This is a genomic window from Achromobacter sp. 1L-A-4-B-C2 (assembly GCF_057291955.1).
Genome location: NZ_JBXAWP010000004.1, coordinates 128,159 through 150,794, shown reverse-complemented (window position 1 = coordinate 150,794; position 22,636 = coordinate 128,159). Strand labels below are relative to the sequence as shown.

Here is a 22,636-nt window from a genome sequence, read left to right as displayed (position 1 = left end):
GCCGCTTAGTGTCCGGCCGCCAGGGCCTCGCGCAGCGCGGCCAGCACCGGCGCCGGGTCGGGGCGCACGCCATGCCAGATCAGAAAGCTCTCGGCGGCCTGGCCCACCAGCATGCCCAGGCCGTCGGCCGTCAAGCTGGCCCCGTCGGCATCGGCCTGCTTCATGAAGGCGGTGGGCTTGGCGCCGTACATCATGTCGTAGGCGGCGGCGCCCGGCGCGTACAAACCGGGCGGCAGGTCCGGCGCGGCATCCTGCAAGCCGCTGGCCGTGGCGTTGATGACCAGGTTCCAGCCGCCGGGCCGCGCGGCGTCGGTCAAGCCGCCCGCCGTGACCTGGGTTTGGGGCGACACGCCGGTGGCGCGCCAGGCATCGGCCAGTTCCAGCGCCTTGGACGCGGTGCGGTTCACGATGTGGATGCGCGCGCAGCCGGCTTGCGCCAGCGGTTGCAGCACGCCGCGCGCCGCGCCGCCCGCGCCCACCATCAGCACGGCGGCATCGGCCAGCCGCAGGCCCAGGCGTTGCAGGTCCGACACCAGGCCCACGCCATCGGTATTGCAGCCGTGCCAGGCGCCATCGCGCCAGGACAAGGTGTTGACGGCGCCGGCCAGGCGCGCGCGGGCGGACAGGTGGCCCGCCGCCAGCGCGTAGGCATCCAGCTTGAAAGGCACCGTGACGTTCAGCCCCAACCCGCCCTCGGCCACGAATGCGGCCACCGCGTCGCCAAAGCCGTCGACCGGCGCCAGCAGGCGCTCGTAGCGCAGCGGCTTGCCGGTCTGCTGGGAAAACATGGCGTGGATCTGGGGCGAGCGGCTGTGCGCGACGGGGTTGCCGATGACGGCGTAGCGGGCAAGAGGGGGCGCCTCGGTCATGGGGCTTGGGTTTCCAGGGTGTCGTTGACGAAATGCCACGTACGGGTGATGACCAGCACGTCGGTATCGCGCGCGATATCGGGGGGGAAGGGCGGGAAGGGCGCGGCCAGCTGGACGATGCGGCGCGCGGCTTGATTCAGCACGGCATGCGGGGACGGCTGGTCGATTTCCACGTTGGCGATGCTGCCGTCGGCGCGCACCGATACGGTAATGCGCAACGACCCGTAGATGCGTCCGCGCGCCTCGTCCGGGTAGTGCTGGGTGCCGACCGTTTCAATGCGGGCACGCCACGCGTCCAGGTAGGCGGCGTAGCGCGAGGCTTCGGCAGACGGCGCGACGAACTGCTTGCGGGGTTCGTTGCTGTATTGTTGGACGCGCGCGGCCAGCGCGGCAACCTGGGCATTCTGGATCACGCTGGCCTGGTCCTCGGCGTCCTTGCCCAGGTCGGCGCCGTCGGGCCAGGGGTTGACGGCCTGGCGTTCGGCGCCGGCCTGTTGCGCCGAGCGCAATTGGGTCATCAGGCGGGTTTGTTCGGCTTCCAGCTGCACCTGGCGGCGGCGCATGGCTTCCAGCACGATGGTCTCGGCGGCTGCGCCGGTCTGGGGTAGTGGCGTGGTGGTCATGCCTTGTTCGGCATTGCCGCCACCGGTCATCTGGTTTTGCGCCTGGGCGCGCGGCGCCTCGGGCGGGGTTTCGCTGCGGGCGTTCAGCAGCACCACTTCCAGGCTGGTTACGGGCGGCCGGGTAAGCGCGGGCACGCCGAAGCGCCACGCCAGGGCGCCGGCGTGCACCAACAGCGATATTGCAATGCCGATGCGCAGGTAGTGCTGGGCGGGAGCGCCCAGCCACCGCAGATAACGGCCTAGCGGGGAGGAGGAATCAGGGCGTTGCACGGACGCATTGTAAGGCGAGTCCGCGCCGCCCGGACAGGCCGGCCAACCGCTTGTAACAGCTATTGGACGGCATGCCGGGAAGGCGGGCGGGCGGCCGGCGTCCGGCGCCGCCCGGCCCGATCAGGCCTGCTTGCGCGGGAATACCCAGACCTTGCTGGCCGGAAGGGCCAGGCGGCTGGGGCCGGGTTCGCGGCCTTCGGGACCATAGGCGCGCAGCGCCAGGGTATTGGCCGGGTCCGCGTCGGGCGTGCGGAACAGGTATTCCCAGCGGTCGCCCAGGTACATGCTGGTCAACAGCGGCATGTCGATGTGGTTGCCGTCGGGGTCGTCCGCCAGGCGCACTTGTTCAACCCGGATCACGGCGGTGCCGTCCTGGCCGGCCGACACGCCTTCGCCCGCCTTGCCCCACAGCGCCCAGCCACGGCCCTCGATGCGGGCACGGCCATCGCGCACTTCGGTGACCTTGCCTTCCAGCCGGTTGTTGCTGCCCATGAACTCCGCCGTGAACAGCGTGGACGGCGAGCCGTACATTTCCTGCGGCGTACCCTGCTGTTCGATCTTGCCGTTGTTCAGCAGCAGGATGCGGTCGGAAATGGCCATGGCTTCGCTCTGGTCATGCGTCACCATCAGGGCCGACAGCCCCAGGCGGATGATCAGTTCACGCAGGAAGGCGCGGGCTTCTTCGCGCAGCTTGGCGTCCAGGTTGGACAGCGGCTCGTCCAGCAGGATGACGGGCGGGCTGTACACCAGCGCCCGGCCGATGGCCACGCGCTGTTGCTGGCCACCCGACAGCGCATGCGGATGGCGCTGGCCCAGCTTGCCCAGGCCCAGCTGGTCCAGCACGGCCTGCACGCGTTCGCGCACTTCGGCCGACGGCACCTTGCGCAACTTCAGCGGGTAGGCCACGTTTTCAAACACGGTCTTGTGCGGCCACAGCGCGTAAGACTGGAACACCAGGCCCAGGTTGCGCTCTTCGGCCGGAATCTCCTTGCGCGCGCCGCCGTCATAGACGATGCGATCGCCAATGGTGATGCGGCCGCGCTTGGGGCCTTCCAGCCCGGCCACGGCGCGCAGCAGCGTGGTCTTGCCGCTACCCGAGGGGCCCAGCAGCGACACCACTTCGCCTTGGCGCAATTGCATCGACACGCCCTTCAGCACGGGGTTGTCGCCGTAGTCCAGGTGCAGGTCTTCTACAGAAAGCTCAATCATGAAGTTTGACTCCGAATCGCAGGGCGATGCCCAGGCCGATCACGACCAGAACGATATTGATGAAGGAAAGCGCGGCCACGATGTCGATGGCGCCCGAGGCCCACAGCGACACCAGCATGGAACCGATGGTTTCCGTGCCGGGCGACAGCAGGTAGACGCCGGTGGAGTATTCGCGCTCGAAGATCAGGAACATCAGCAGCCATGAACCGATCAGGCCGTACTTGGCCAGCGGCACCGTGACGTGGCGTGTGACCTGGCCGCGGCGCGCGCCGGCGCTGCGGGCGGCCTCTTCCAGTTCGGGGCCCACTTGCAGCAGGGTCGACGAAATCAAGCGCAGCCCGTAAGCCATCCAGACCACCGTGTAGGCCAGCCACACGCTGAAGATGGTGCTGCGCATGGCGCGCAGCCATTCGATGAAGTTCTCGCGCAGCCATTCGGCGAACGGCAGCGCCGACAGCCAGCCGTTTTGGTCCACGTCCAGGGCGTTGTCCAGCCACATCGGCACAAACAGGAACACCCACAGGAAGGCCAGGCCGGCCAGCAGGCCGGGCACGGCGCGCGGCACCAACACGCTGTAGTCCATGAAGCGCGTCACGTTGTCGGGCTTGCGGTGCATGGCCAGGCCCACGAACATGTAGCACATCACCGCCAGCGCGCCGCCGAACACCCCGATGGCGACCGAGTTCACAATGGCGCGGATCAGGTTGGGCTGTGCGAAGACCGTACGGAAGGCGTCCAGCGACAGCACGTCGAACAGCGACACGCCCATGCCCCAGTTGGACACGAACGCGCGCAGCAGCACGCCCAGCAGCGGCACGATGATGGTGACCACCAGCCAGAACGCCACGACCGCGCCCGCCGCCCAGCGCCACTTGCCCAACGGCAGCGGACGAGCGCGCGAGGCTTTGCCCTTGACGGTGACGAAGCGATTCGCAGTGCGCATCAAACGGCGTTGCAGCATCACCAGCGGAATCGTCATGCAGATCAGGATCACGGCCACGGCGGCCATCAGGTGATACGACGGAATGCCCAGCTTGTTGGTCAGCTTGTACAGGTACGTGGCCAGCACCAGGTTGCCTTCGGGGTCACCCAGCACCAGCACCAGGCCGAACACTTCCAGACCCAGGAAGAACAGCAGCACGGTGGCGTACAGCATGGCCGGGCGCACCATCGGCAGGCTGACCGACACCATCACGCGCAGCGGCGACGCGCCGGCCACGCGAGCCGCTTCTTCCACGTCGGAGCCCATGCTGCGCAGCGCCGACGAGATGTACAGGTACGCGTGCGGCACGTGCGTCAGGCCGGCGATGATGACGATGCTGGTCAGCGAATAGACGTTCCAGGGCACGAAGCCCAGGATGTTCTGCGCCCAGATCGAGAAAAAGCCCACCGGGCCGGCGGCCACGACGTAGCCAAAGCCCAGCACCATGGGTGACACGAACACCGGCACCAGGATCAGCGGTTCGATCCAGCGGCGGCCGGGCAGGTCGGTGCGGATCATCAGGAAGGCCAGCATGCCGCCCAGCGGAATGGCGATGATGGCCAGCCCGAAGGCCAGGATGAAGCCGCTTTTCAGCGCCTTGTAGAAATCCGGGTCCGCGAAGATGAAGCGGAACGCGTCCAGGCTGAAAACCTTGGACGGGGCAAAGAAGGGCGCGGATAGAAAGCTCTGGACGATGATGAACGACAACGGCACATAGATGGCCAGGGCCGTAATCAACACCACCACGCCGCGCGGCAGGGACTGCCATTTTCTGCGCAATGACTGCATGGGGAAATCCTGTATTCAAAGTGACGCGACGGTCGCGCCGCCCGGGTAGGGGCAGGCCCGCCCGGGGGGCGGTCAGGCGGGCGGCAAGCTGCCGTCCGCTACGCGTATGGGGCGCCGGGGCGGGCGCGCCGCGCCCCGGACCCGCGCGGCCTTACTTGCCGGCCGCGGCGCGCCAGTCCTTGATGAACTGAAGGCGCTTGGTCTGCTCAAGGTAGTCCAGCAGCGTTTCGTTGACCGGAATCGGCTTGAGCGATGCGCCCAGCTTCTTGGTCATGCCGTCCACATCGTTGTCGCCGTCGATGTCATCGCGCACCGAGGCCAGGTCGGCCTGGTTGGCCATGATTTCCTGGCCCTTCCTGGACAGCAGGTAATCCATCCACAGCTTGGCGGCGTTGCGGTTCTTGGCTTTCTTGCTGATGAACGCCACGCGCGACAGCACCAGCGCGTAGTCGGTCGGGTAGGCCACGCCCAGCGACGGGTCGGCCTTGGCGCGGGTTTCGGCGTACGAACCCAGGATGTTGTAGCCGATCAGGTTTTCACCCGAGGACACGCGTTCCATCATGGTGCCGGTGGACGATTGCACGACCAGGCCGCCCTTGGCGATGTCTTTCAGCGTGTCGAAATACTTGGGGTCGTTGGCCTTGTCCTGCACGGCCAGCATGAAGCCCACGGCCGACTTTTCGATGTCGTAGGTGGTGACCTTGTTCTTGAACTTGTCGGGCTGGCTGGCAATCAGCTTGGCCAGCGCGCCGTGCGTGGTGGGCACTTCGGCGGCGGGGATCAGGCGCTTGTTGTAGATGAACACGGCCGGCTCGTAGGTCGTGCCGTAGGCCGAATCCTTCCAGACGGCCCAGGCCGGCAGCTTGCCGGCTTCGGGCGACTTGTATTGCAGCGCGTAGTCGGTGGCCAGCTTCAAGGCCGAATCCATCGACGAGCTCCAGACGATGTCGCCGCTACCGCCGCCCGCCGCCTGCTCGCTGATGTAGCGGTTGTAGAGCTCGGTGCTGTTCATGTCGTTGTATTCGACCTTGACGCCCGGATACAGCGCTTCGAAGCCCTTGATGATGGGGCCGGCGGCCTTGGTGTCGGTGGTCGAATAGATGACGACCTTGCCTTCCTTCTTGGCGCCGTCCAGGATCTTTTGATAGTCGGCCGGGTAACCCGCCGGCACGGCCTGCGCGAAGGCGCTGCCGGTGGCGATGGCGAAAGCTGCGGCGCAGGCGGCCGCCAGTTGGGACTTGGCAAGCATGTGTTCGTCTCCGATTGGAATTGGTCTATAGCGGGATCTGGGTCCAGCCTGCGGCCATCTTAGGAGGCGGCGTCTGTCGTCGTCCTGTCATGGGGGCGATAAGCGGCTAGGGGTAATCCCTGGCCTTGCCGCGCCCTGCCTACGGCCGCTTGGGCGTGTCCGTCACCAGCCGCACCCAGTTCTGCACGAAGCGCGAATGCCGTCGCTGGTCCAGCCCCACCAGCAATGCCGGGCTTAACACCACCGGCTGCACGATGCCTTGCGAGCGCGCCAGCACGGCCTCGGAGGTCCAGCGGCCCGGCGTGTCTTCCATGATGGAACCCAGCGCCGCGTGGCTAGACGCCACCTGCTGGCCGGCCGGAGACAGCAGCCAGTCCACCAGCGCGCGCGCCAGATCGGGGCTGGGCGCGCGCCGCGAGATCAGCACCGACCGCGCCAGCACCAGCACATAGTCCTGCGGAAACACCACGCCGATCTTGCTGCCGGCGGCCTGGCGCGACAGGGCGTATGAACCCAGGATGTTGTAGGCCAGGTCCAGTTCGTCGTTCTCGATGGCGTCCAGGATCTGCGCGCTGGTGGGCGACAGCCGCACGCCCACTTGCCCCATCGCGTTGGCCAGCCCCCAGAAGTTGGACGACACCAGTTCGTCTTGCTCGGCCAGCAGATAGCCCAGGCTGCTGGCGGCGATGTCGTAGGTGCCGACACGGCCTTGCAGGCTGGCTTGCTCGCGTTCCAGCAGGCGCAGGATGTCCTGCCGCGAACGCGGCACGGTGGCCTCGGTAAAGCGCTTGGGGTTGTAGACGATGACGGCCGGTTCGAATGTGAAGCCGTAGACCTCGTTGCGCCAGACCGCCCACGACGGCAGCTTGGACGCGTAGGGCGACGAGTACGCCTGCGCATAGCCGTCGTTGGCCAGCCGGATCTGCAAGTCCGACGCCGAACTCATCAGCACGTCTACGTTTTTCAGGCGCCCGTCCACGGTCGCTTCGTACAGGTCGCGGCTGCTGATTTCGCGATACACCACCGACACGTCGGGCCGCAACGATTGAAAGCCCTGGATCAGCGGCGCGACGACGGGCGTGTCCGTGGGCCCGGCGATGACCAGCGTGCGCGACGTGGGCTGCGGCGCGGGGTAGCGCGTGACGATTTCGTCCAGATCGGCCGCGCGCGCATCCTGCGGGGCGGACACCAGCAGCATCGCCGCCGTGCACGCCGCGCCCAGCCACGCCGCAACGTTGCGTCCGGCCGGCTGTTGTTGCAGCGGCAGGATGACGCGCGCCGACAGGCCGCCGCCCGGCCGATCATGCAGCCATAGCGACCCCCCGTGCGCCGTCGCCACCGAACGCACGATGGCCAGTCCCAGGCCAGATCCCGGCTGCGACTCGCCAGCCCGCCCGCGCGTAAAGCGCTGCTGCACGGCTTCTTTTTCGTCGTCCGAAATGCCCGGCCCGCGATCGGACACCGTCAACGCCACGCGGAAACCGGCTACCGGCGTGGCCTGGATGTCCACCGTGCCGTCGGGCGCATAGCGCAAGGCGTTGTCCACCAAGTTGCGCAGCATCTCGCGCAAGGCGACCCGGTCACCGGCCAGTCGCGCGCGGCGCACTTCCGGCGCGATCTCGATGCGCAGGCGCTCGGCTTCCACCGGGCCGATGCGCCGGCGCGTTTCGTTGATGGTCTCGGCCACGCCCACGGATTCCGGTGGCCCCTTGCCCAGTCGGTGCGTGATGGTGGCGTCCATCAGCAGCTGGTTGATCAGCTGGCTGGCATGCGTGGCGTTTTGGTGGATGCGTACGATGCGTTCGCGCAGCCGCTTGGGGTCGGTCTCGTCCAGCGCCACTTCGGCTTGCGCGCGCAGCGAGGCCAGTGGTGTGCGGACCTGATGTGTGGCGTCGGCCACCAGCGTGTTCAGCGTGTCCATGATGATGGACAGGCGCTGCATGAAGGCGTTCAGCGCTACGACCAGACGGCGCACTTCGCGCGGTACGGGCGTCGTCACGGGCGTCAGGTCTTCGGGGGCGCGGGTGCGCAGGTCGCGTTCCAGCACGGCCAGCGGCGCAAACGCGCGCTGCACGCCAAACCACAACAGGCCCAGCGCCACCAACGACACCACCACCAGCGGCAGGACGCCACGCCCCAGTATTTCGTCGGCCAGCTCATCCCGCGACCCCAGGGTCTCGGCCACCCGCACCGTGACCCAGCCGGCATGCTGGCTGGCCGACACCAGCCGCCCCACAGTCGCCACGCGCACCGGCTCGTCGTGGTAGGTGACGTAGGCGAACACCGGCGTGGCGGCTTGCGCCAGCGGCAGCTTGGGCGCCAGGTCGCCATAGCCGGTGATGAGGTGCCCATTGGAGGTGCGCGCTTCGTAAAAGACCCGTTCGCCGCCCGACAGCATGGCCAGCGACGACACCGGCGGCTCGACGGTGACGCCTTCGTCATCGATCTGGACGGACCCGGCAATGGTCAGCGCCGACGCGGCAAGCAGGCGGTCGAACGCCTGCTCGGCGGCGCGCTGGGCATAACCCCGCAGGAAAAAAACCAGCCCGATCAGCGCGCAGGCCAGCAGCGCCGCGCCCAAGGTGAAGACGCGGCGCCGGATCGAGGCGCTTTCAGGGATGTTCATGGCTGCGGGCCTGATAGCCGACGCCGCGCACGGTGATGATGTCGATCGACGCGCCCGCCAGCTTCTTGCGCAGCCGCGAGATCAACAGTTCCAGCGCGTTCAGCGAGCCGTCGTCCAGATCGAACAGCTGGTTCATCAGCCGCTCTTTCGCCACGGTCTGGCCAAGGCGGCCCACCAGGATCTCAAGCAGGCGGAATTCGCGCCGGCCCAGTTCCAGCGGTGTACCCGCCAGCGTCACGCTGCGCCCGGCCAGGTCCAGGCTTAGATTGCCGTAGGAGGTGGTGCTGCTGGTTTGCCCGGCCGGCCGGCGCATCAGCGCGCGCAGCCGCGCTTCAAGTTCACGCAGGTCGAAGGGCTTGACCAGATAGTCGTCCGCGCCCAGGTCCAGCATGTCGATCTTGTCTTCGATTTCAGCGCGCGCGGTCATGACCAGCACCGGCGCTTCCAGCCCGGCGGCGCGCAATTCACGGATGACCGAGAAGCCATCCTTGCCGGGCAGGTTGATGTCCAGCACCAGGGCGTCCCAGGTTTCGTCCAGGCCCCAGCGCAAGGCCGCGACGCCGTCGCGCACCCATTGCACGCTGTGGCCGGCCGACCGCAGCTTGCTCTCCACCGCATCGCCCAGATCAAGGTTGTCCTCGACCAGCAAAATGCGCATGTTGCGTCTCCGTCTTGTTATGGTCCTCTGCCGCGGGCAACCCCTCTTGCGCAATGGCGGGAGGGCTGCCCGCGGCAGGGACATTTTTTATGCTTTTGTTACGTTGCGCTGTCGCGCTGGATGCATCCTACGTGCTTGCGGGCTCGGGAGCCAGCTGGCCGACATACCGGCAGTCCAGTTCCAGCGCCAGCTCATCCATACCCAGGATGTCGATTTCAACGGGCGTGCCGCGTTCCAGTTCGGGCATGCCACCCACGCGCGTCACCAGCGGCGCGTTGGCAAATCGCACCAGATCATCGCGCAGCACGTGCGCCACCGTGCGGGTGATGCCGTTCTGCTTCAACCAGCGCAGGCACCAGTAGCGTTCCATGGCGCTTTGGAATTCGGCCCAGGCCGCGTACTGCGCATCGAACGCGCCGATGATGGCGAACAGGTCGGCGTCGCGCGGCTTGAACGGCGCCACCAGACGCGCCGACACGCCGTGTTCCACCGCGGCGATCAGTTGCCACTGATTGACCAGGTCGACATAGCGGCGCAGCGGCGACGTGCTCCACGCATACTGCGGCACGCCGATAGCTTCGTGCGGCAAGGCCTGCGTGCTCATGCGCACGCGGCCCGCCTGTTGCGACCGATAAATACCCGGCACGCCGTGTTGGTGCAGCAAGCCGCCCCACAGGTTGTTGGCCAGGATCATGTATTCGGCCACCATGCGGTCCAGCGGCGCGTTGCGCTGACGCGGCACCAGGCGCACCGGCGTGTCCGGGTCGTCGGGGTTGCCGTCCAGGTAGAAGCTGTATTCCACGCGGGAATTGTTTTCGGGCTTGCCGCGCACGTTTTCGCGTTGCGCCGACAGCGCCTGCGCCAGTTTCCACAGCGGACGCAACCAATGGCCGTAGGGAATGTCGGTCGACGGGTCGGCCAGGCTGGCCTCGGTGACTTGCGCGTCCAGCATGTTGTGGCGCAGGTTTTCACGCACCACCACCCGTTCCAGGCGCGTGTCGGATTCGATGATTTCGCCCGTTTCCGGGTCGGCCACCACATACAGCGACAGCACCGGCACTTCGCGCCCGGCATCCAGCGAGAACGCCTTGATGACGTTGTCCGGCTGCATCGGGATCTTGTCGCCCGGCATGTACACCGTGGACAGGCGGGCGCGCGCCAGCTTGTCGAATTCGCTGTCGCGGGTCACGGTCAGGCCGGGGGCGGCCACGTGCACGCCCACGCGCAGGCGGCCGTCGGGCAACGTCGTGACGGACAGCGCGTCGTCGATCTCGGTCGTGGTGACGTCGTCCACCGAATAGATCTCGGCATCGGACAACGGCAGTTCGCGGTCGATGGGCGGCAGTTCCAGTTCCGGGAATTCCAGGCCGCGCGGGAAGTTGACGGCCAGGAAGCGGCGCTTGTGCAACGCCAGCGCGTGCGGCCATGCGCCCAGTTCCAGCAGCAGGCGGTCGGGGCTTTTGCCCAGCTTGGCGCAGGCGGCGTCCAGCGCCTTCCATTGCTGCGAATTCTTGTCCGGGCGGATCAGCAGCGTTTCGGCAACCTGGGCAATGGGTTCGGGCAGGCGGCCGGCGGCCATCTCGTCGACCCATTCCTGTTGCTGCTCGGCCTGGCGCTGCTTCTTTTCCAGTGCCGCCAGCGCAGCGGCCAGGATGTCCGGCGGGGCAGGGCGGTAACGGCCCTTGCCACGGCGGTGAAAGTACGCGGGCGCACTGTGCAGGCGCATCAGCAGCGCGGCATGTTCCACCGGCGTGGGGGCGTGGCCGAAGTAGTCGGCGGCCAGCGTGGGCGTGTCGAACTCTTCTTGCGGCGCGCATTCCCACAGGAATTGCAGATCCAGTTCGTCGGCGGCCGCGGCCGCCTGGCTCATCAGCGCCGCCGGTTCGGGCGACGCGAAATTGAACAGGGTATTGGCGCGCTTGATCTTGCTGCGCTTGCCCGACTCTGACTCCACCTGCAAGCTGGCGTCGGTTTCGGACAGGATGTTGCCGGCCTTGAAGCTGCCGTCATCTTCGTAAAACACATACATGGTGGGGATCTTCCTGGGCGGCGCGTACGCACCGCCTTGCGCAGCGAAATAGAGTGTTGATGTCTGGTACTGATTATTGAGGGCTAACCTGCTTGCCGCCAAGGGCGAATTCAAGCACCTCGGGCATCCAACGTTCGAAGTCGGATAAACCGTGGTCGCTGCCTTCGACGATACGCTGCCGGCAACCCGCGTAGCGATCGCGCATTTCACGCCAATCCAGGACCTCGTCGCCCGTGGCCGCCAGCAGGAAGTACCGGTCGGGATGGGTGATGCGGGGGACGTGGATGGCGGCCAGTTCGTCTACATATTCAGGCAAAAAGACGAACGGCGCGTCGGAATGATACATGTGGTGCTCGCCGACCTGGGTGGCCAGGTCGCGCGCGGCCTCGACGGCCGGGTTCAGCAGCACCGCCTTGCAATCCAGTTGTTCTGCCAGCCAGGTGGCGTAGAAACCGCCCAGCGACGAGCCCACCACGGTCAGTGCCCTGGGGCTGTCCGCGCCTTGCAGTTGGCGCTGCGCAATGCCCGTCGCCAGCGCAATGGCTTGCCGGGGGCTGGCGGGCAGCTGGGGGCAGGCCCACTGCGCGGCCAGGCCAAGCCCGGCCATGGCATCGGCCATCTGCCGGGCTTTGGTGGAACTGGGCGAGGAACGAAAACCGTGCAGGTAGAGAATCATTTCGTGCTCGTCCAATAAAGAGGGATCAGCGGCGTGCCCGCAGCGCGTCCAGCAGCTTGCCATGGACGCCGCCAAACCCGCCGTTGCTCATGACCAGCACCTGGTCGCCGGGGCGGGCGGCGGCGGTCACGGCCGCGACCAGCGCGTCGATGTCATCGTAACTGGAAGCTCGGTCGCCCAGCGGCGCCAGGACCTCGGCCGGATTCCAGCCCAGCGCATGTTTGCCGCTGTGGGCGCCAAAGCAGAACACCAGGTCAGCGTCGGCCAGCGCGTCGGGCAGGCGGGCGGCCATGGTGCCCAGCTTCATCGTGTTGGAGCGCGGTTCCAGCACCGCCAGGATGCGGGCCGACCCGACTTGGCGGCTCAGCCCTTGGACGGTGGTGGCGATGGCGGTGGGGTGGTGCGCAAAATCGTCATAGACCTTGACGCCGTCCACGGTGCCGCGCAGTTCCATGCGGCGCTTCACGCCCGCAAAACGCGTCAGCGCGGCGATGCCTTCCGGGGCCGACACGCCCGCGTGCTCGGCGGCGGCCAGCGCGGCCAGCGCGTTCATGCGGTTGTGCTCGCCGGTCAGGTTCCAGCGCACGGTGCCGATGTCGACCCCGCTGCGTATCACCGTGAAGGCGCCGTCATCATCCGGCGGGGATGCCTGCCAGGCGCCATCCGCGCCGAACGTGACCGTTTCAGACCAGCAACCGCGCGCAATCACGCGGTCCAGTGCGTCGCAATGGGCGGGTCGTACGATGCGGCCGGAGGCGGGAATGGTGCGCACCAGATGGTGAAATTGCGTTTCGATGGCCGCCAGATCGGGGAAGATGTCGGCGTGGTCGTATTCCAGGTTGTTCAGGATGGCGGTGCGCGGGCGGTAATGGACAAACTTGGACCGCTTGTCGAAGAACGCCGTGTCGTATTCGTCCGCTTCGATCACGAAGGGGCGGCGCGTGGGGTCATAGCGGGCGGATACATGCAGGTCCGCCGCCACGCCGCCGATCAGGAAGTTGGGGGCAAGGCCGGCGGCTTCCAGGATCCAGGCCAGCATCGAGCTGGTCGTGGTTTTGCCATGCGTGCCCGCCACCGCCAGCACGTGCGCGCCCGGCAGGATGTTGTCGCCCAGCCATTGCGGGCCGGACACGTAGCGCGCGCCGGATTCCAGAATGGCTTCCATCAGGGGGTTGCCGCGGCTGACGACGTTGCCGATCACGTACAGGTCGGGGGCCAGCGCCATCTGGTCCGCGCCAAAGCCCTCGATCAGGTCGATGCCTTGCTCGGACAGCTGCGTGCTCATTGGCGGGTATACGCCCGCATCGCAACCAGTGACCTTGTGGCCGGCGGCCCGCGCGATCAGCGCCAAGCCGCCCATGAACGTACCGCAGATGCCAAGAATGTGCAGGTGCATTGAAAACTCTCCTGTCCGGCATTGTATATATAGCGGCCACCGGCCATGCCGCCCGGGCAGCGCGCAAAATACCGGCAGCGGTTATGATCGCGCCATGAATCGACGCCTACTTCTATCCGCCGGCGTGGCCGTGGCCGCCACGGTCGCCGGGGGCTATACCCTGTTGGGGCAGAAGTCCCGCACGTCTGCACCGCCCACTGAGGCCGGCGACCCGGTTGCCGCCTTGATGCAATTGCAGATGCCCGACCTGCATGGCGCGACGCAGTCGCTGGCCAACTGGAAGGGCCAGCCGATGGTGGTCAATTTCTGGGCAACGTGGTGCGCGCCGTGTGTGCGCGAGATGCCGGAATTGGATGCCTTGCAGAAAAAATACCCGAATGTCCGCTTTGTCGGCATCGGCGTTGATTCCGCAGCGAACATGCAAAAATTTGTCGAGAAAGTGCAAGTTTCGTACCCCTTGTGGGTGATCGGGGCAGGTGCGATCGATACCTTGCGCAAGCTGGGCAACCCCAGCGGCGGCTTGCCTTTTACCATCGTGTTCAACGCTGATGGCGCAATTAACCGGAAGATACTGGGCGAAATTCAACCCGACGATCTGAACCAAACCTTATCCGGTTTGAAGGCATAAGTCTGTTGGACAAATAGTAGGAATTGGCGTAAAAAGCTGGTTTATCGGCTGTTTTGCCAACAATTCCACCGTTGGCAATCCACTCATTGGCAAGCGCATGGCGCAAAACATACTGGTATTGCATGGCCCGAATCTAAACCTGCTTGGCACCCGGGAACCTCATATCTACGGCAGTTTGACGCTGCCTCAGATCAATGAGCGCCTGGAGCTGCTTGCAGGGGAATTGGGCGCCAAGCTGGCTGCTTGGCAAGGCAATCACGAAGGCGCGCTGGTTGACCGCATTCAAGCGGCCCGGCAAGACGGCACAGACTTCATCATCATCAACGCGGCGGCTTATACGCACACCAGCGTCGCTATCCGCGATGCGCTGGCTGGGGTCGCGATCCCATTTATTGAAGTACATTTGTCCAATCTGTATAAGCGAGAGCCCTTCAGGCATCACTCTTATCTGTCCGACTTGGCGGTAGGCCTTATCTCTGGCCTGGGCGCGGACGGCTACGAGGCGGCTCTGCGTTACGCAGTGCGGCACTGATCTCGCACCAAACTCACGGCTTTTACATCTTATACGGCGCGGACCCCACGCTGGGACGCCGCCGACACTATCTCGGGAAGCAGCTTCTATGGACCTTCGAAAACTCAAAACCCTGATCGACCTGGTGGCTGAATCGGGTATTGCCGAGCTGGAAATCACCGAAGGCGAAGGCAAGGTACGCATCGTCAAGTTCTCGCAAACCTTGCAGCCGGTGGCTTACCACCAGCCCGAAGCCGGCGCGCAAGCCGCGCCCGTCGCACAAGCCGCCGCGCCCGCCGCGCCGGCCGCCGAAGCCGCCCCGGTCATCCAGGGCCACGTCGTCAAGGCGCCGATGGTCGGCACGTTCTACCGTTCGCCGAACCCGGGCGCCGCCCCGTTCATCGACGTGGGCGCCACCGTCAAGGAAGGCGATCCGCTGTGCATCATTGAAGCCATGAAGCTGCTCAATGAAATCGAAGCCGACAAGTCCGGCGTCATCAAAGAAATCCTGGTCGAAAACGGTGAGCCCGTCGAGTACGGTCAACCCCTGTTCGTCATTGGCTGATAGCTGAAAATGTTCGAAAAAATCCTGATCGCCAATCGGGGCGAAATCGCCCTGCGCATTCAGCGCGCTTGCCGTGAGCTGGGCATCAAAACCGTGGTCGTGCACTCCGAGGCTGACCGCGAGGCCAAGTACGTGCGCCTGGCCGATGAATCCGTGTGCATCGGGCCCGCGCCGTCGCGTGACAGCTACCTGAACATGCCGGCCATCATTTCGGCCGCCGAAGTGACGGATTCCGAGGCAATCCACCCGGGTTACGGGTTCTTGTCCGAAAATGCCGACTTCGCCGATCGCGTCGAAAAGAGCGGCTTCGTCTTCATCGGCCCGCGTCCCGACACCATTCGCCTGATGGGCGACAAGGTCAGCGCCAAGCGCGCCATGATCGAAGCGGGTGTGCCGGTGGTGCCCGGTTCTGAAGGCGCGTTGCCCGAAGATCCGCAGGAAATCATCCGCATTGCGCGCGAAGTGGGCTACCCGGTCATCATCAAGGCAGCAGGCGGCGGCGGTGGCCGTGGCATGCGCGTGGTGTACACCGAGGCCGCGCTGTTGAACGCCGTCACCATGACGCGTTCGGAAGCGGGCGCCGCGTTCAACAACCCGGAAGTCTATATGGAGAAGTTCCTTGAGAACCCTCGCCATGTGGAAATCCAGGTGCTGGCCGATGGTGGCCGCAACGCCGTCTGGCTGGGTGAGCGCGACTGCTCCATGCAGCGCCGCCACCAGAAGGTCATCGAAGAAGCGCCGGCTCCTGGCATCGCCCGTCGCGCCATCGAGCGCATCGGCGACCGCTGCGCCGACGCTTGCCGCAAGATGGGCTATCGCGGCGCGGGCACGTTCGAGTTCCTGTTTGAAAACGGCGAGTTCTATTTCATTGAAATGAATACCCGCATCCAGGTCGAACACCCGGTCACCGAACTGATCACCGGCATCGACCTGGTGCAGCAGCAGATCCTGATCGCCGCTGGCGAGAAGTTCACGCTGCGCCAACGCGACATCGCCTTCAAGGGCCATGCCATCGAATGCCGCATCAACGCCGAAGATCCGTTCCGTTTCGTGCCCAGCCCCGGCCGCATCACCAACTGGCACACGCCGGGCGGCCCTGGCGTTCGGATTGATTCGCACGCCTACAACAGCTACTTCGTGCCGCCCAACTACGATTCGATGATCGCCAAGGTCATCACGTATGGCGATACGCGTGACCAGGCATTGGCGCGCATGCGCATCGCGCTGTCGGAAATGGTGGTGGAAGGCATTTCGACCAACATCCCGCTGCATCGTGAATTGCTGCAAGATGCCCGCTTCATCGAAGGCGGCACCAGCATCCACTATCTGGAAAACAAGTTGGCTCAGCGTCCCTGACCGACGACCCGGGGCCTCACGGCCCCTTTTTACGTTTTATGGTCTATCGGGCCGCGGCGCGAGCCGCGGCCCGATGGCCAGATGGAAGAATAATCATGCGTGAACTCGTGCTCCATTGCCTGGAGGCTCAGGCCGAAGCCCTGTCGGACGCGTTGCTCGAAGCGGGCGTGCTGTCGGTGTCCGTGGAAGACGCCGATTTCGGCACCGATGACGAACGCCCCTTGTTTGGCGAACCGGGCACCGAGCCCGACGTGCAGGCCTGGGACCGCAACCGCGTCGTGGCCTTGCTGCCCGATGGCGCCGATCCCACGCAGATCATGGAAGAAGCCGCGTCGGCCGGTGAGCTGGACCCGACGCTGTTTGCCGGCTGGACGCTGCGCGACGTGCCGGACGCCGACTGGGTGCGCCTGACGCAATCGCAGTTTGGCCCCATCCACATTGCCGAACGCCTGTGGATCGTGCCCAGCTGGCACCGCGACAATCCCGATGTGCCCGGGCTGGACCCGGCCACCGCTGAAGAGGGCGCCATCCATATCGAGCTGGACCCGGGCTTGGCGTTCGGCACGGGCAGCCATCCCACCACGCACCTGTGCCTGGCCTGGCTGGAAGCCGAATTGCCCGCCGGCGCGACCGTGCTGGACTACGGCTGCGGCTCGGGGATTCTGGCCATTGCCGCGCGCAAGCTAGGCGCAGGCCCGACCTTGGCCGTGGACATCGACGCGCAGGCCGTGCAAAGCACGGCCTACAACGCCGAGGTCAACCACGTAGCACTGCAAGCCATGCTGCCCGACGCGCTGGCCGACGGCACCTTCCAGGTGGTCGTGGCCAACATCCTGTCCAATCCGCTGAAAGTGCTGGCGCCGATGTTGGCCGGCCGCGTGGCAGAGGGCGGGCATCTGGTGCTGTCCGGCGTGCTGGAACGCCAGGCCGAGGAAGTGGCTGCCGCCTACGCGCCCTGGATGGCGATGTCGGTCTGGCGCGCCCGCGACGGCTGGGTTTGCCTGCACGGCCAGAAGGCCTGAGCACCGCTTAGGCAGGATCGCATCACATGGCTTTGACCACCCGCTGCCCGCAATGCGGCACCACGTTCAAGGTGGTGCCGGACCAGCTGCGCGTCCGTAACGGCCTGGTGCGCTGCGGCGCCTGCTCGACGGTTTTCGACGGCCGCGCCTGCCTCTTGCCCGGCGCCGACGCGAAGGCGCTGCCGCCCGTGCCGCCAGCCGCGCGTCCCGCAACGCCGGCCCCGGCCGCAGCCGCCGCCGCGCCGGTCCTCTCGCGGCCCTCGGTAGAGCCGCGCCAGGTTCCGCCCTGGGAAGACGAACCGGCCTCGCATCCGCATGCCCCGGCCGCCGCGCCGACGCCTGCCGCACCAAGGCCTGCTCCGGCAGTGCCGCCAGCCCCCGCCACGCCTGCGTACGCCCCGATGACGCCGCCGCCGCCGCCGGGCCGAGCCGAGCCGGTAATTCCGGCCGCCGTGGCGCCTGCCGCTGCGCCCGCCGTGCTGCGCGGGCGCGACGCGATACGCCGCCACGTCGAGCCCGACGATAAGCTGCCGGAAGACGAGTTTGACGACGAAGGCCCGTTGGACCGGGACCTGGAAGATGAAATGCGGGACGACCGGCATGGCCGCGTCCAGACGTATCGCCCCGAACCCATCATCGCCACGCCGCGCGGCAACGAACCGGTGTTCAACTGGCAGGACCGGGCCGACGAAGACGACCGAGACGATCATCGAATCGACGATCGGGATCACGACCGCGACCACGATCACGACCGCGACCGCGACCAAGACCGCGATCACGACCACGACGATCACCGCATAGGCCACCACGATGACCCGCGCGTCGATCACCGCAACGTCTCCCGCGATCGCACCCCCCGCCACCACGACGTTCGCCAGCCTTACGTCGCCGACCACGCCCTGAGCCGTCACGACGCCTACCGCGCCGACGACGACGGCCCCGGCTTTGACGACGGCATCGAGCCCGTGCTGGGCGATGCGCGCACGCGATATTCCAGCGCCACCGATGTGGGCCGCGCCCCGCCCGAGTTCCTGGACCAGGACCGTACCGAACGCCGTGGCCTGCTGCGCAAATTGTGGGGCTATGCGTGCCTGTTGGGCCTGATCGCGCTGGGCCTGCAACTGCTATACGTTTACCGCACCGACATCGCCAACTCCGTGCCGGCCGTGCGCCCGGTGCTGGAAGCCGCGTGCAAGCCGCTGGGCTGCACGGTCGGCTACGCGCGGCGCTTGGAGCGCATCGCGATTTCCTCGTCGTCATTGCAACCGCCCACGGGCGCCGCCGCCATCGACGATGGTCGCAGCCGCCTGGTGCTGAACCTGGTGCTGCGCAACCGCTACGACAAGCCGCAGCATTGGCCGGCGCTGGTGCTGGACCTGACGGATCTGTCCGACACGGTCGTGGTGCGCCGCGTGTTGCGGCCCGAAGACTACCTGACGCCCGAGCAACTGCGCGGGCCGTTCGCGCCGGCGGGCGAGCTGAAGATTTCCGTGCCCATTGAAGTGACTGGTGTTCAGGTCAATGGCTACCAACTTGATAAGTTCTTTCCTTAAAGGATGACACGCATGGCAACCCCCGTCCTGGTTTGCGGTTCGATGGCGTTCGACACGATCGCCGTGTTCGAAGGCCGCTTCAAAGAGCACATTCTTGCCGACCGCATCCAGTCGTTGAGCGTGTCGTTCCTGGTGCCCAGCATGCGCAAGGAATATGGCGGTTGCTCGGGCAACATCGCCTACAACATGAATCTGCTGGGCGGCAAGCCGCTGCCCGTGGCCACCGTGGGCGAAGACGCCGGCGAATACCTGGAACGCCTGTCGGCCCTGGGCATCGACATCGCCCGCGTCAAGGTGATTCCCGATACGTTCACCGCGCAGTGCTTCATCACCACCGACCTGGACGATAACCAGATCACCGCTTTCCACCCGGGCGCCATGTCGTTCTCGGCCGACAACGACCTGAGCGATGCGCAAGCGGCCTGGGCCATCGTTGCCCCGGACGCCAAGGAAGGCATGTTCGCGCACGCCGAACGCCTGCACGCGCGTGGCATCCCCTTCATCTTTGACCTGGGCCAGGCGATGCCGCTGTTCGACGGCGCCGACCTGGAACGCATGCTGAAGATGGCGCGCGCCCTGACCGTGAATGACTACGAAGCCGGCGTTGTCGAACAGCGCACGGGCCGTGGCATGGCGGACATTGCCACCACCTTGGAAGCCGTGGTCGTCACGCGCGGGGCCGAAGGCGCCACGCTCTTGACCGGCGGCAAGACGATCCAGATCGCGCCGGTGCGCGCCACGCAAGTGGTCGACCCGACCGGTTGCGGCGACGCGCAGCGCGGCGGCCTGCTTTACGGCCTGACCAGCGGCTGGAACTGGAAAGACAGCTGCCGCCTGGGCAACGTCATGGGCGCCATCAAGATCGCCTCGCGCGGACCGCAGAATCACGCGCCGTCGCGCGCCGATATCGACGCGGTGCTGCACGCCACCTACGGCATCCACTTGCCGGCTTGATCGTTTTATCCGGACTTCGACACACGGGAACCGCCGCGCGATTGCGCGGTCGAACGGACGTTGAAAATCACCGATGCGACGGCGCGAATATCGCGCTGTCACAAGGTGATTGCTGGCTTTGGCCGTGAGTTTCAGTGTGTTGCAACCGCGCCTGCCCGGGGTAGTGCGCGGGGTATGATCAGTTTTCGTCGGCAGTGCCCGATCGAGGAGTCCAAATGAATCAAAGTAAATCTCTTTCCCTGGTGACCCCGCGTACTGGCCGGTGGCTGGCCATCGCGGCCGTCGTGACGTCGATGGCTGTGCTTGGCGGCTGCGCGAATCGCAGCGCGTCCAGCGGGGTATATAGCTACGACCAAGCCCAGCGTGAGCAGATCGTCCGTACGGGCACGGTCACGGGCGTGCGCCCGATCGTGATCCAGAATGACAAGTCCAGCGGTGTCGGCATGTTGGCCGGCGGTGCGCTGGGTGGTGTGGCCGGCAACGCGGTTGGCGGCGGCACGGGCCGCACCATCGCCACGGTTGGCGGGGCCATTCTTGGCGCGCTGGCGGGCAACGCGGTCGAAAACCGCGTTGGAACCAACTCGGGCTATGAAGTCACCGTGCGCCTGGACAACGGCGAAACCCGTGTCGTGGCGCAAGAAGCCGACGTGCCGATCAGCGTGGGCCAACGCGTCCAGGTGATCAGCGGCGCAGGCCCCACCCGCGTCACCCCGATGTAATTCCCGAAGCCCGCGCAAGCGGGCTTTTTCGATGCGCGCCGACGCGTATGAAGGCCCCGATTATCGGGGCCTTTTTTTGCCTGAAAGTGTCGCTCCGCCGCAACGAGAACCCCGGGATTTACCCGCAGGCGTTACGTTTCCCTGCCTTTTCTCGCGATTTAGCCCAAAAGTTTCATGGCGATTCGACGGCCAAAGTGCAATGATTGCGCCTGCGATCGATGTCAAGCTTTCGCGGCGATGTAACCAAGTGCGTCCCTCTGGGCGTCCCTGCATGCTCCCCGACATCGTTCTGGATCGCTGAATCCCGTCAGTTGAGCTTCAGCTTTTTTCTGTATTCTCGTCACCTGAATCCCAGGGGCGGGGATGTTTTGCCGACAAGGCAACTGCAATATCTATGCATACCGAGCAAGAACTCCACACCAAGATCGGCGAGATCGTCGAGTCGATCGTCATGAAGAAAGTCACCCCCGATACGCAGCTGATCGCCACGGGTCTGGTTGATTCCCTTGCCGCCGTGGACATCACGCTGGCTGTCGAATCCGAGTACGGTTGCAGCATCCCGGCTCCTGAAATCGCGGAACACCTGCAGTCGGTCCGTACGCTTGCCGGCTATGTCGCTGCCCATACTGCATAACACCCGGTTCTTGTCCCATGTCGCGGCCGCCGCGACGGCAGTAGCACTGGCGATAGGGGTGTACTGGGGCGCGGACGATGTGCTCAGCCGCATCGTGACACCCGCGGCTTCGCCCTCGGCCGCCGCTACCGACAAGAGCAACTACCTGCCTAATCTCGGGCCGGACTGGGGCACTCAACACGTCAACCTGAATCGCCTGGGCAACGCCCTGAGCGACGGGACGCTGGTCGTGCTGGGTTCGTCCGAATTGTCCAGCCACGACCTGCGCTTCGTGCCTTACCGCTTCTTCCCTGAAGAGCTGAAGGTGCCGACGCTGGCGTACGGCCACGCCATGTTCCAGTCCTACGGCATCGTCAGCGTGCTGGAGTCCGTGGCCGATTCCCTGACGCCCAACACGCGGTTGGTCATCATGGTGTCGCCGGCCTGGTTTGCTTCGGGCGGCCAACTGCCGCGCAGCGCCTTTGCCGAACACGTGACGGGCCCCGTCTGGGACCGCCTGTGGGATCAGCCCAGCACGCGCGAGCAGATGCAGAACTGGATCAGCGACAACGCCAACTGGGGGCTGCTCTGGCTGATCGCCAATGGCCAGGTAGCTGAACTGAAAGACAAGCTGTCGCTGTGGTGGCATGCCCGCAAAGAGCCGGCGCCCGACCGTCCGCGCACCAAGCTGTCGGTGCCCGCGCACCGCTTCGTGTCCTGGCCATCCGCCGCGCGCCTGAACGAAGGGCAGTGGGGCCGGCTGACGCATGAAGCGCGCGAAGTCGAACGGCAACTGGGCGGCAACAACCCCTACGACGTGCGCGACGATTACTACAAGCAGTACCTGGCGCCGCTGTATTCGCCAGCGCGCAACGAGTTCGCCGACGTCGACCCGATCACCCGCACCGAGCTCGGAGATCTGTCGCGCGTGATGGCCCTGCTGCAAAAGCGCAAGGTCAAGGCGTACTTCGTCATTCAGCCGTTCAACCCCAAGCTGATCCTGGATGTCGAACGGTTCGACCCGGTGGTGGCCGCCATCACCGGCATGTGCCAGCGCTATCAGATGGGCTGCCTGGACCTTTACAGCATCCCGTTCGAACCGGGCATGGTGCGCGATGACATGCATCTGGCCGAGCTAGGCTGGGCCTTGGCGGACCAAGGTATTGCGGAGTACTTTTCCCGATGAAATTCTTTCGCAAGGACGGCGCCGGGCGCCGCTTCTTCTGGCATTTGTGCCTGTACATCGGGGTCATCCTCGTATTCGTGCTTCAGGCTCAGCCCACCACGGGCAGCGGCGGACCGATCAAGGTCGAATTCCAATACCAACAGTTCTGAGCGC

The 22,636-nt window shown here is 65.8% G+C and carries 21 protein-coding genes and 1 pseudogene; 12 read left to right on the top strand and 10 right to left on the bottom strand.

What is annotated here, in order from left to right; translation table 11 throughout:
- Positions 1-5 precede the first annotated feature (5 nt).
- The 10 genes from aroE to mpl all read right to left on the bottom strand — a co-directional run bounded on the left by aroE (position 6) and on the right by mpl (position 13,376).
- The gene (gene aroE, locus AC0Z35_RS19355; RefSeq protein WP_314364706.1) at positions 6-869 is read right to left on the bottom strand and encodes a shikimate dehydrogenase; all 864 of its coding nucleotides are present in this window, start codon (positions 867-869) and stop codon (positions 6-8) included.
- On the bottom strand, positions 866-1,762 hold the full coding sequence (locus AC0Z35_RS19350; protein ID WP_485132531.1) for a TonB family protein: 897 nt from the start codon (positions 1,760-1,762) through the stop codon (positions 866-868). The genes aroE and AC0Z35_RS19350 overlap by 4 nt, the downstream gene beginning before the upstream one ends.
- 120 nt (positions 1,763-1,882) lie before the next feature.
- Positions 1,883-2,971 carry an ABC transporter ATP-binding protein gene (locus AC0Z35_RS19345; RefSeq protein ID WP_046806539.1) on the bottom strand — a complete coding sequence of 363 codons (1,089 nt, stop codon included), beginning with the start codon at positions 2,969-2,971 and terminating at the stop codon, positions 1,883-1,885.
- Entirely contained in the window at positions 2,964-4,742 is a 1,779-nt protein-coding gene (locus tag AC0Z35_RS19340) for an ABC transporter permease (RefSeq protein WP_485132530.1), read from the bottom strand. Before AC0Z35_RS19340 ends, AC0Z35_RS19345 begins: the two co-directional genes overlap by 8 nt.
- Positions 4,743-4,893: 151 nt before the next feature.
- Complete coding sequence (locus AC0Z35_RS19335) at positions 4,894-5,991, bottom strand: extracellular solute-binding protein (protein WP_314364702.1); 1,098 nt, start codon at positions 5,989-5,991, stop codon at positions 4,894-4,896.
- Between the two features lie 139 nt (positions 5,992-6,130).
- Positions 6,131-8,617 carry a sensor histidine kinase gene (locus AC0Z35_RS19330; protein ID WP_120153725.1) on the bottom strand — a complete coding sequence of 829 codons (2,487 nt, stop codon included), beginning with the start codon at positions 8,615-8,617 and terminating at the stop codon, positions 6,131-6,133.
- Positions 8,604-9,275: a response regulator transcription factor gene (locus AC0Z35_RS19325; protein ID WP_219991653.1), complete on the bottom strand. Its 672-nt coding sequence runs from the start codon at positions 9,273-9,275 to the stop codon at positions 8,604-8,606. The genes AC0Z35_RS19330 and AC0Z35_RS19325 overlap by 14 nt, the downstream gene beginning before the upstream one ends.
- Positions 9,276-9,402: 127 nt before the next feature.
- Positions 9,403-11,304 (bottom strand): ribonuclease catalytic domain-containing protein, encoded by a 1,902-nt coding sequence (locus AC0Z35_RS19320; RefSeq protein WP_485132529.1) that lies wholly within the window; start codon positions 11,302-11,304, stop codon positions 9,403-9,405.
- 73 nt (positions 11,305-11,377) lie between these two features.
- Positions 11,378-11,980, bottom strand: a complete 603-nt coding sequence (locus AC0Z35_RS19315) for a YqiA/YcfP family alpha/beta fold hydrolase (protein WP_319308706.1) — start codon at positions 11,978-11,980, stop codon at positions 11,378-11,380.
- Positions 11,981-12,005: 25 nt separating this feature from the next.
- Positions 12,006-13,376, bottom strand: coding sequence for a UDP-N-acetylmuramate:L-alanyl-gamma-D-glutamyl-meso-diaminopimelate ligase (gene mpl / locus AC0Z35_RS19310; protein WP_485132528.1), 1,371 nt, complete (start codon positions 13,374-13,376; stop codon positions 12,006-12,008).
- A 94-nt stretch (positions 13,377-13,470) separates the two neighbouring features.
- Between mpl and AC0Z35_RS19305 the strand changes: the two genes are divergently transcribed.
- The 12 genes and pseudogenes from AC0Z35_RS19305 to AC0Z35_RS19250 all read left to right on the top strand — a co-directional run bounded on the left by AC0Z35_RS19305 (position 13,471) and on the right by AC0Z35_RS19250 (position 22,632).
- A complete protein-coding gene (locus tag AC0Z35_RS19305) occupies positions 13,471-14,004 on the top strand; it encodes a TlpA family protein disulfide reductase (protein ID WP_046806532.1) in 534 nt (177 codons plus the stop codon).
- A gap of 97 nt (positions 14,005-14,101) precedes the next feature.
- Positions 14,102-14,536 carry a type II 3-dehydroquinate dehydratase gene (gene aroQ, locus AC0Z35_RS19300; protein WP_120153729.1) on the top strand — a complete coding sequence of 145 codons (435 nt, stop codon included), beginning with the start codon at positions 14,102-14,104 and terminating at the stop codon, positions 14,534-14,536.
- Between the two features lie 88 nt (positions 14,537-14,624).
- The gene (gene accB, locus AC0Z35_RS19295; RefSeq protein WP_046806530.1) at positions 14,625-15,080 is read left to right on the top strand and encodes an acetyl-CoA carboxylase biotin carboxyl carrier protein; all 456 of its coding nucleotides are present in this window, start codon (positions 14,625-14,627) and stop codon (positions 15,078-15,080) included.
- Positions 15,081-15,089: 9 nt separating this feature from the next.
- Positions 15,090-16,436, top strand: coding sequence for an acetyl-CoA carboxylase biotin carboxylase subunit (gene accC, locus AC0Z35_RS19290; protein WP_046806529.1), 1,347 nt, complete (start codon positions 15,090-15,092; stop codon positions 16,434-16,436).
- A 95-nt stretch (positions 16,437-16,531) separates the two neighbouring features.
- Complete coding sequence (prmA, locus tag AC0Z35_RS19285) at positions 16,532-17,458, top strand: 50S ribosomal protein L11 methyltransferase (protein WP_120153731.1); 927 nt, start codon at positions 16,532-16,534, stop codon at positions 17,456-17,458.
- 26 nt (positions 17,459-17,484) lie between these two features.
- Positions 17,485-17,589 (top strand): annotated as a pseudogene (locus AC0Z35_RS19280) (zinc-ribbon domain-containing protein); the annotation flags it as partial.
- Between the two features lie 345 nt (positions 17,590-17,934).
- Positions 17,935-19,011 carry a DUF3426 domain-containing protein gene (locus AC0Z35_RS19275; protein WP_240434124.1) on the top strand — a complete coding sequence of 359 codons (1,077 nt, stop codon included), beginning with the start codon at positions 17,935-17,937 and terminating at the stop codon, positions 19,009-19,011.
- Positions 19,012-19,023: 12 nt separating this feature from the next.
- A complete protein-coding gene (locus AC0Z35_RS19270) occupies positions 19,024-19,965 on the top strand; it encodes a carbohydrate kinase family protein (RefSeq protein WP_485132527.1) in 942 nt (313 codons plus the stop codon).
- Between the two features lie 215 nt (positions 19,966-20,180).
- The gene (locus tag AC0Z35_RS19265; protein WP_046806525.1) at positions 20,181-20,684 is read left to right on the top strand and encodes an outer membrane lipoprotein; all 504 of its coding nucleotides are present in this window, start codon (positions 20,181-20,183) and stop codon (positions 20,682-20,684) included.
- Between the two features lie 394 nt (positions 20,685-21,078).
- Entirely contained in the window at positions 21,079-21,318 is a 240-nt protein-coding gene (locus AC0Z35_RS19260) for an acyl carrier protein (RefSeq protein ID WP_046806524.1), read from the top strand.
- Positions 21,296-22,483: a D-alanyl-lipoteichoic acid biosynthesis protein DltD gene (locus AC0Z35_RS19255; protein WP_046806523.1), complete on the top strand. Its 1,188-nt coding sequence runs from the start codon at positions 21,296-21,298 to the stop codon at positions 22,481-22,483. Before AC0Z35_RS19260 ends, AC0Z35_RS19255 begins: the two co-directional genes overlap by 23 nt.
- Positions 22,480-22,632 carry a hypothetical protein gene (locus tag AC0Z35_RS19250; protein WP_104145181.1) on the top strand — a complete coding sequence of 51 codons (153 nt, stop codon included), beginning with the start codon at positions 22,480-22,482 and terminating at the stop codon, positions 22,630-22,632. The genes AC0Z35_RS19255 and AC0Z35_RS19250 overlap by 4 nt, the downstream gene beginning before the upstream one ends.
- The last annotated feature ends 4 nt before the right edge of the window (positions 22,633-22,636 follow it).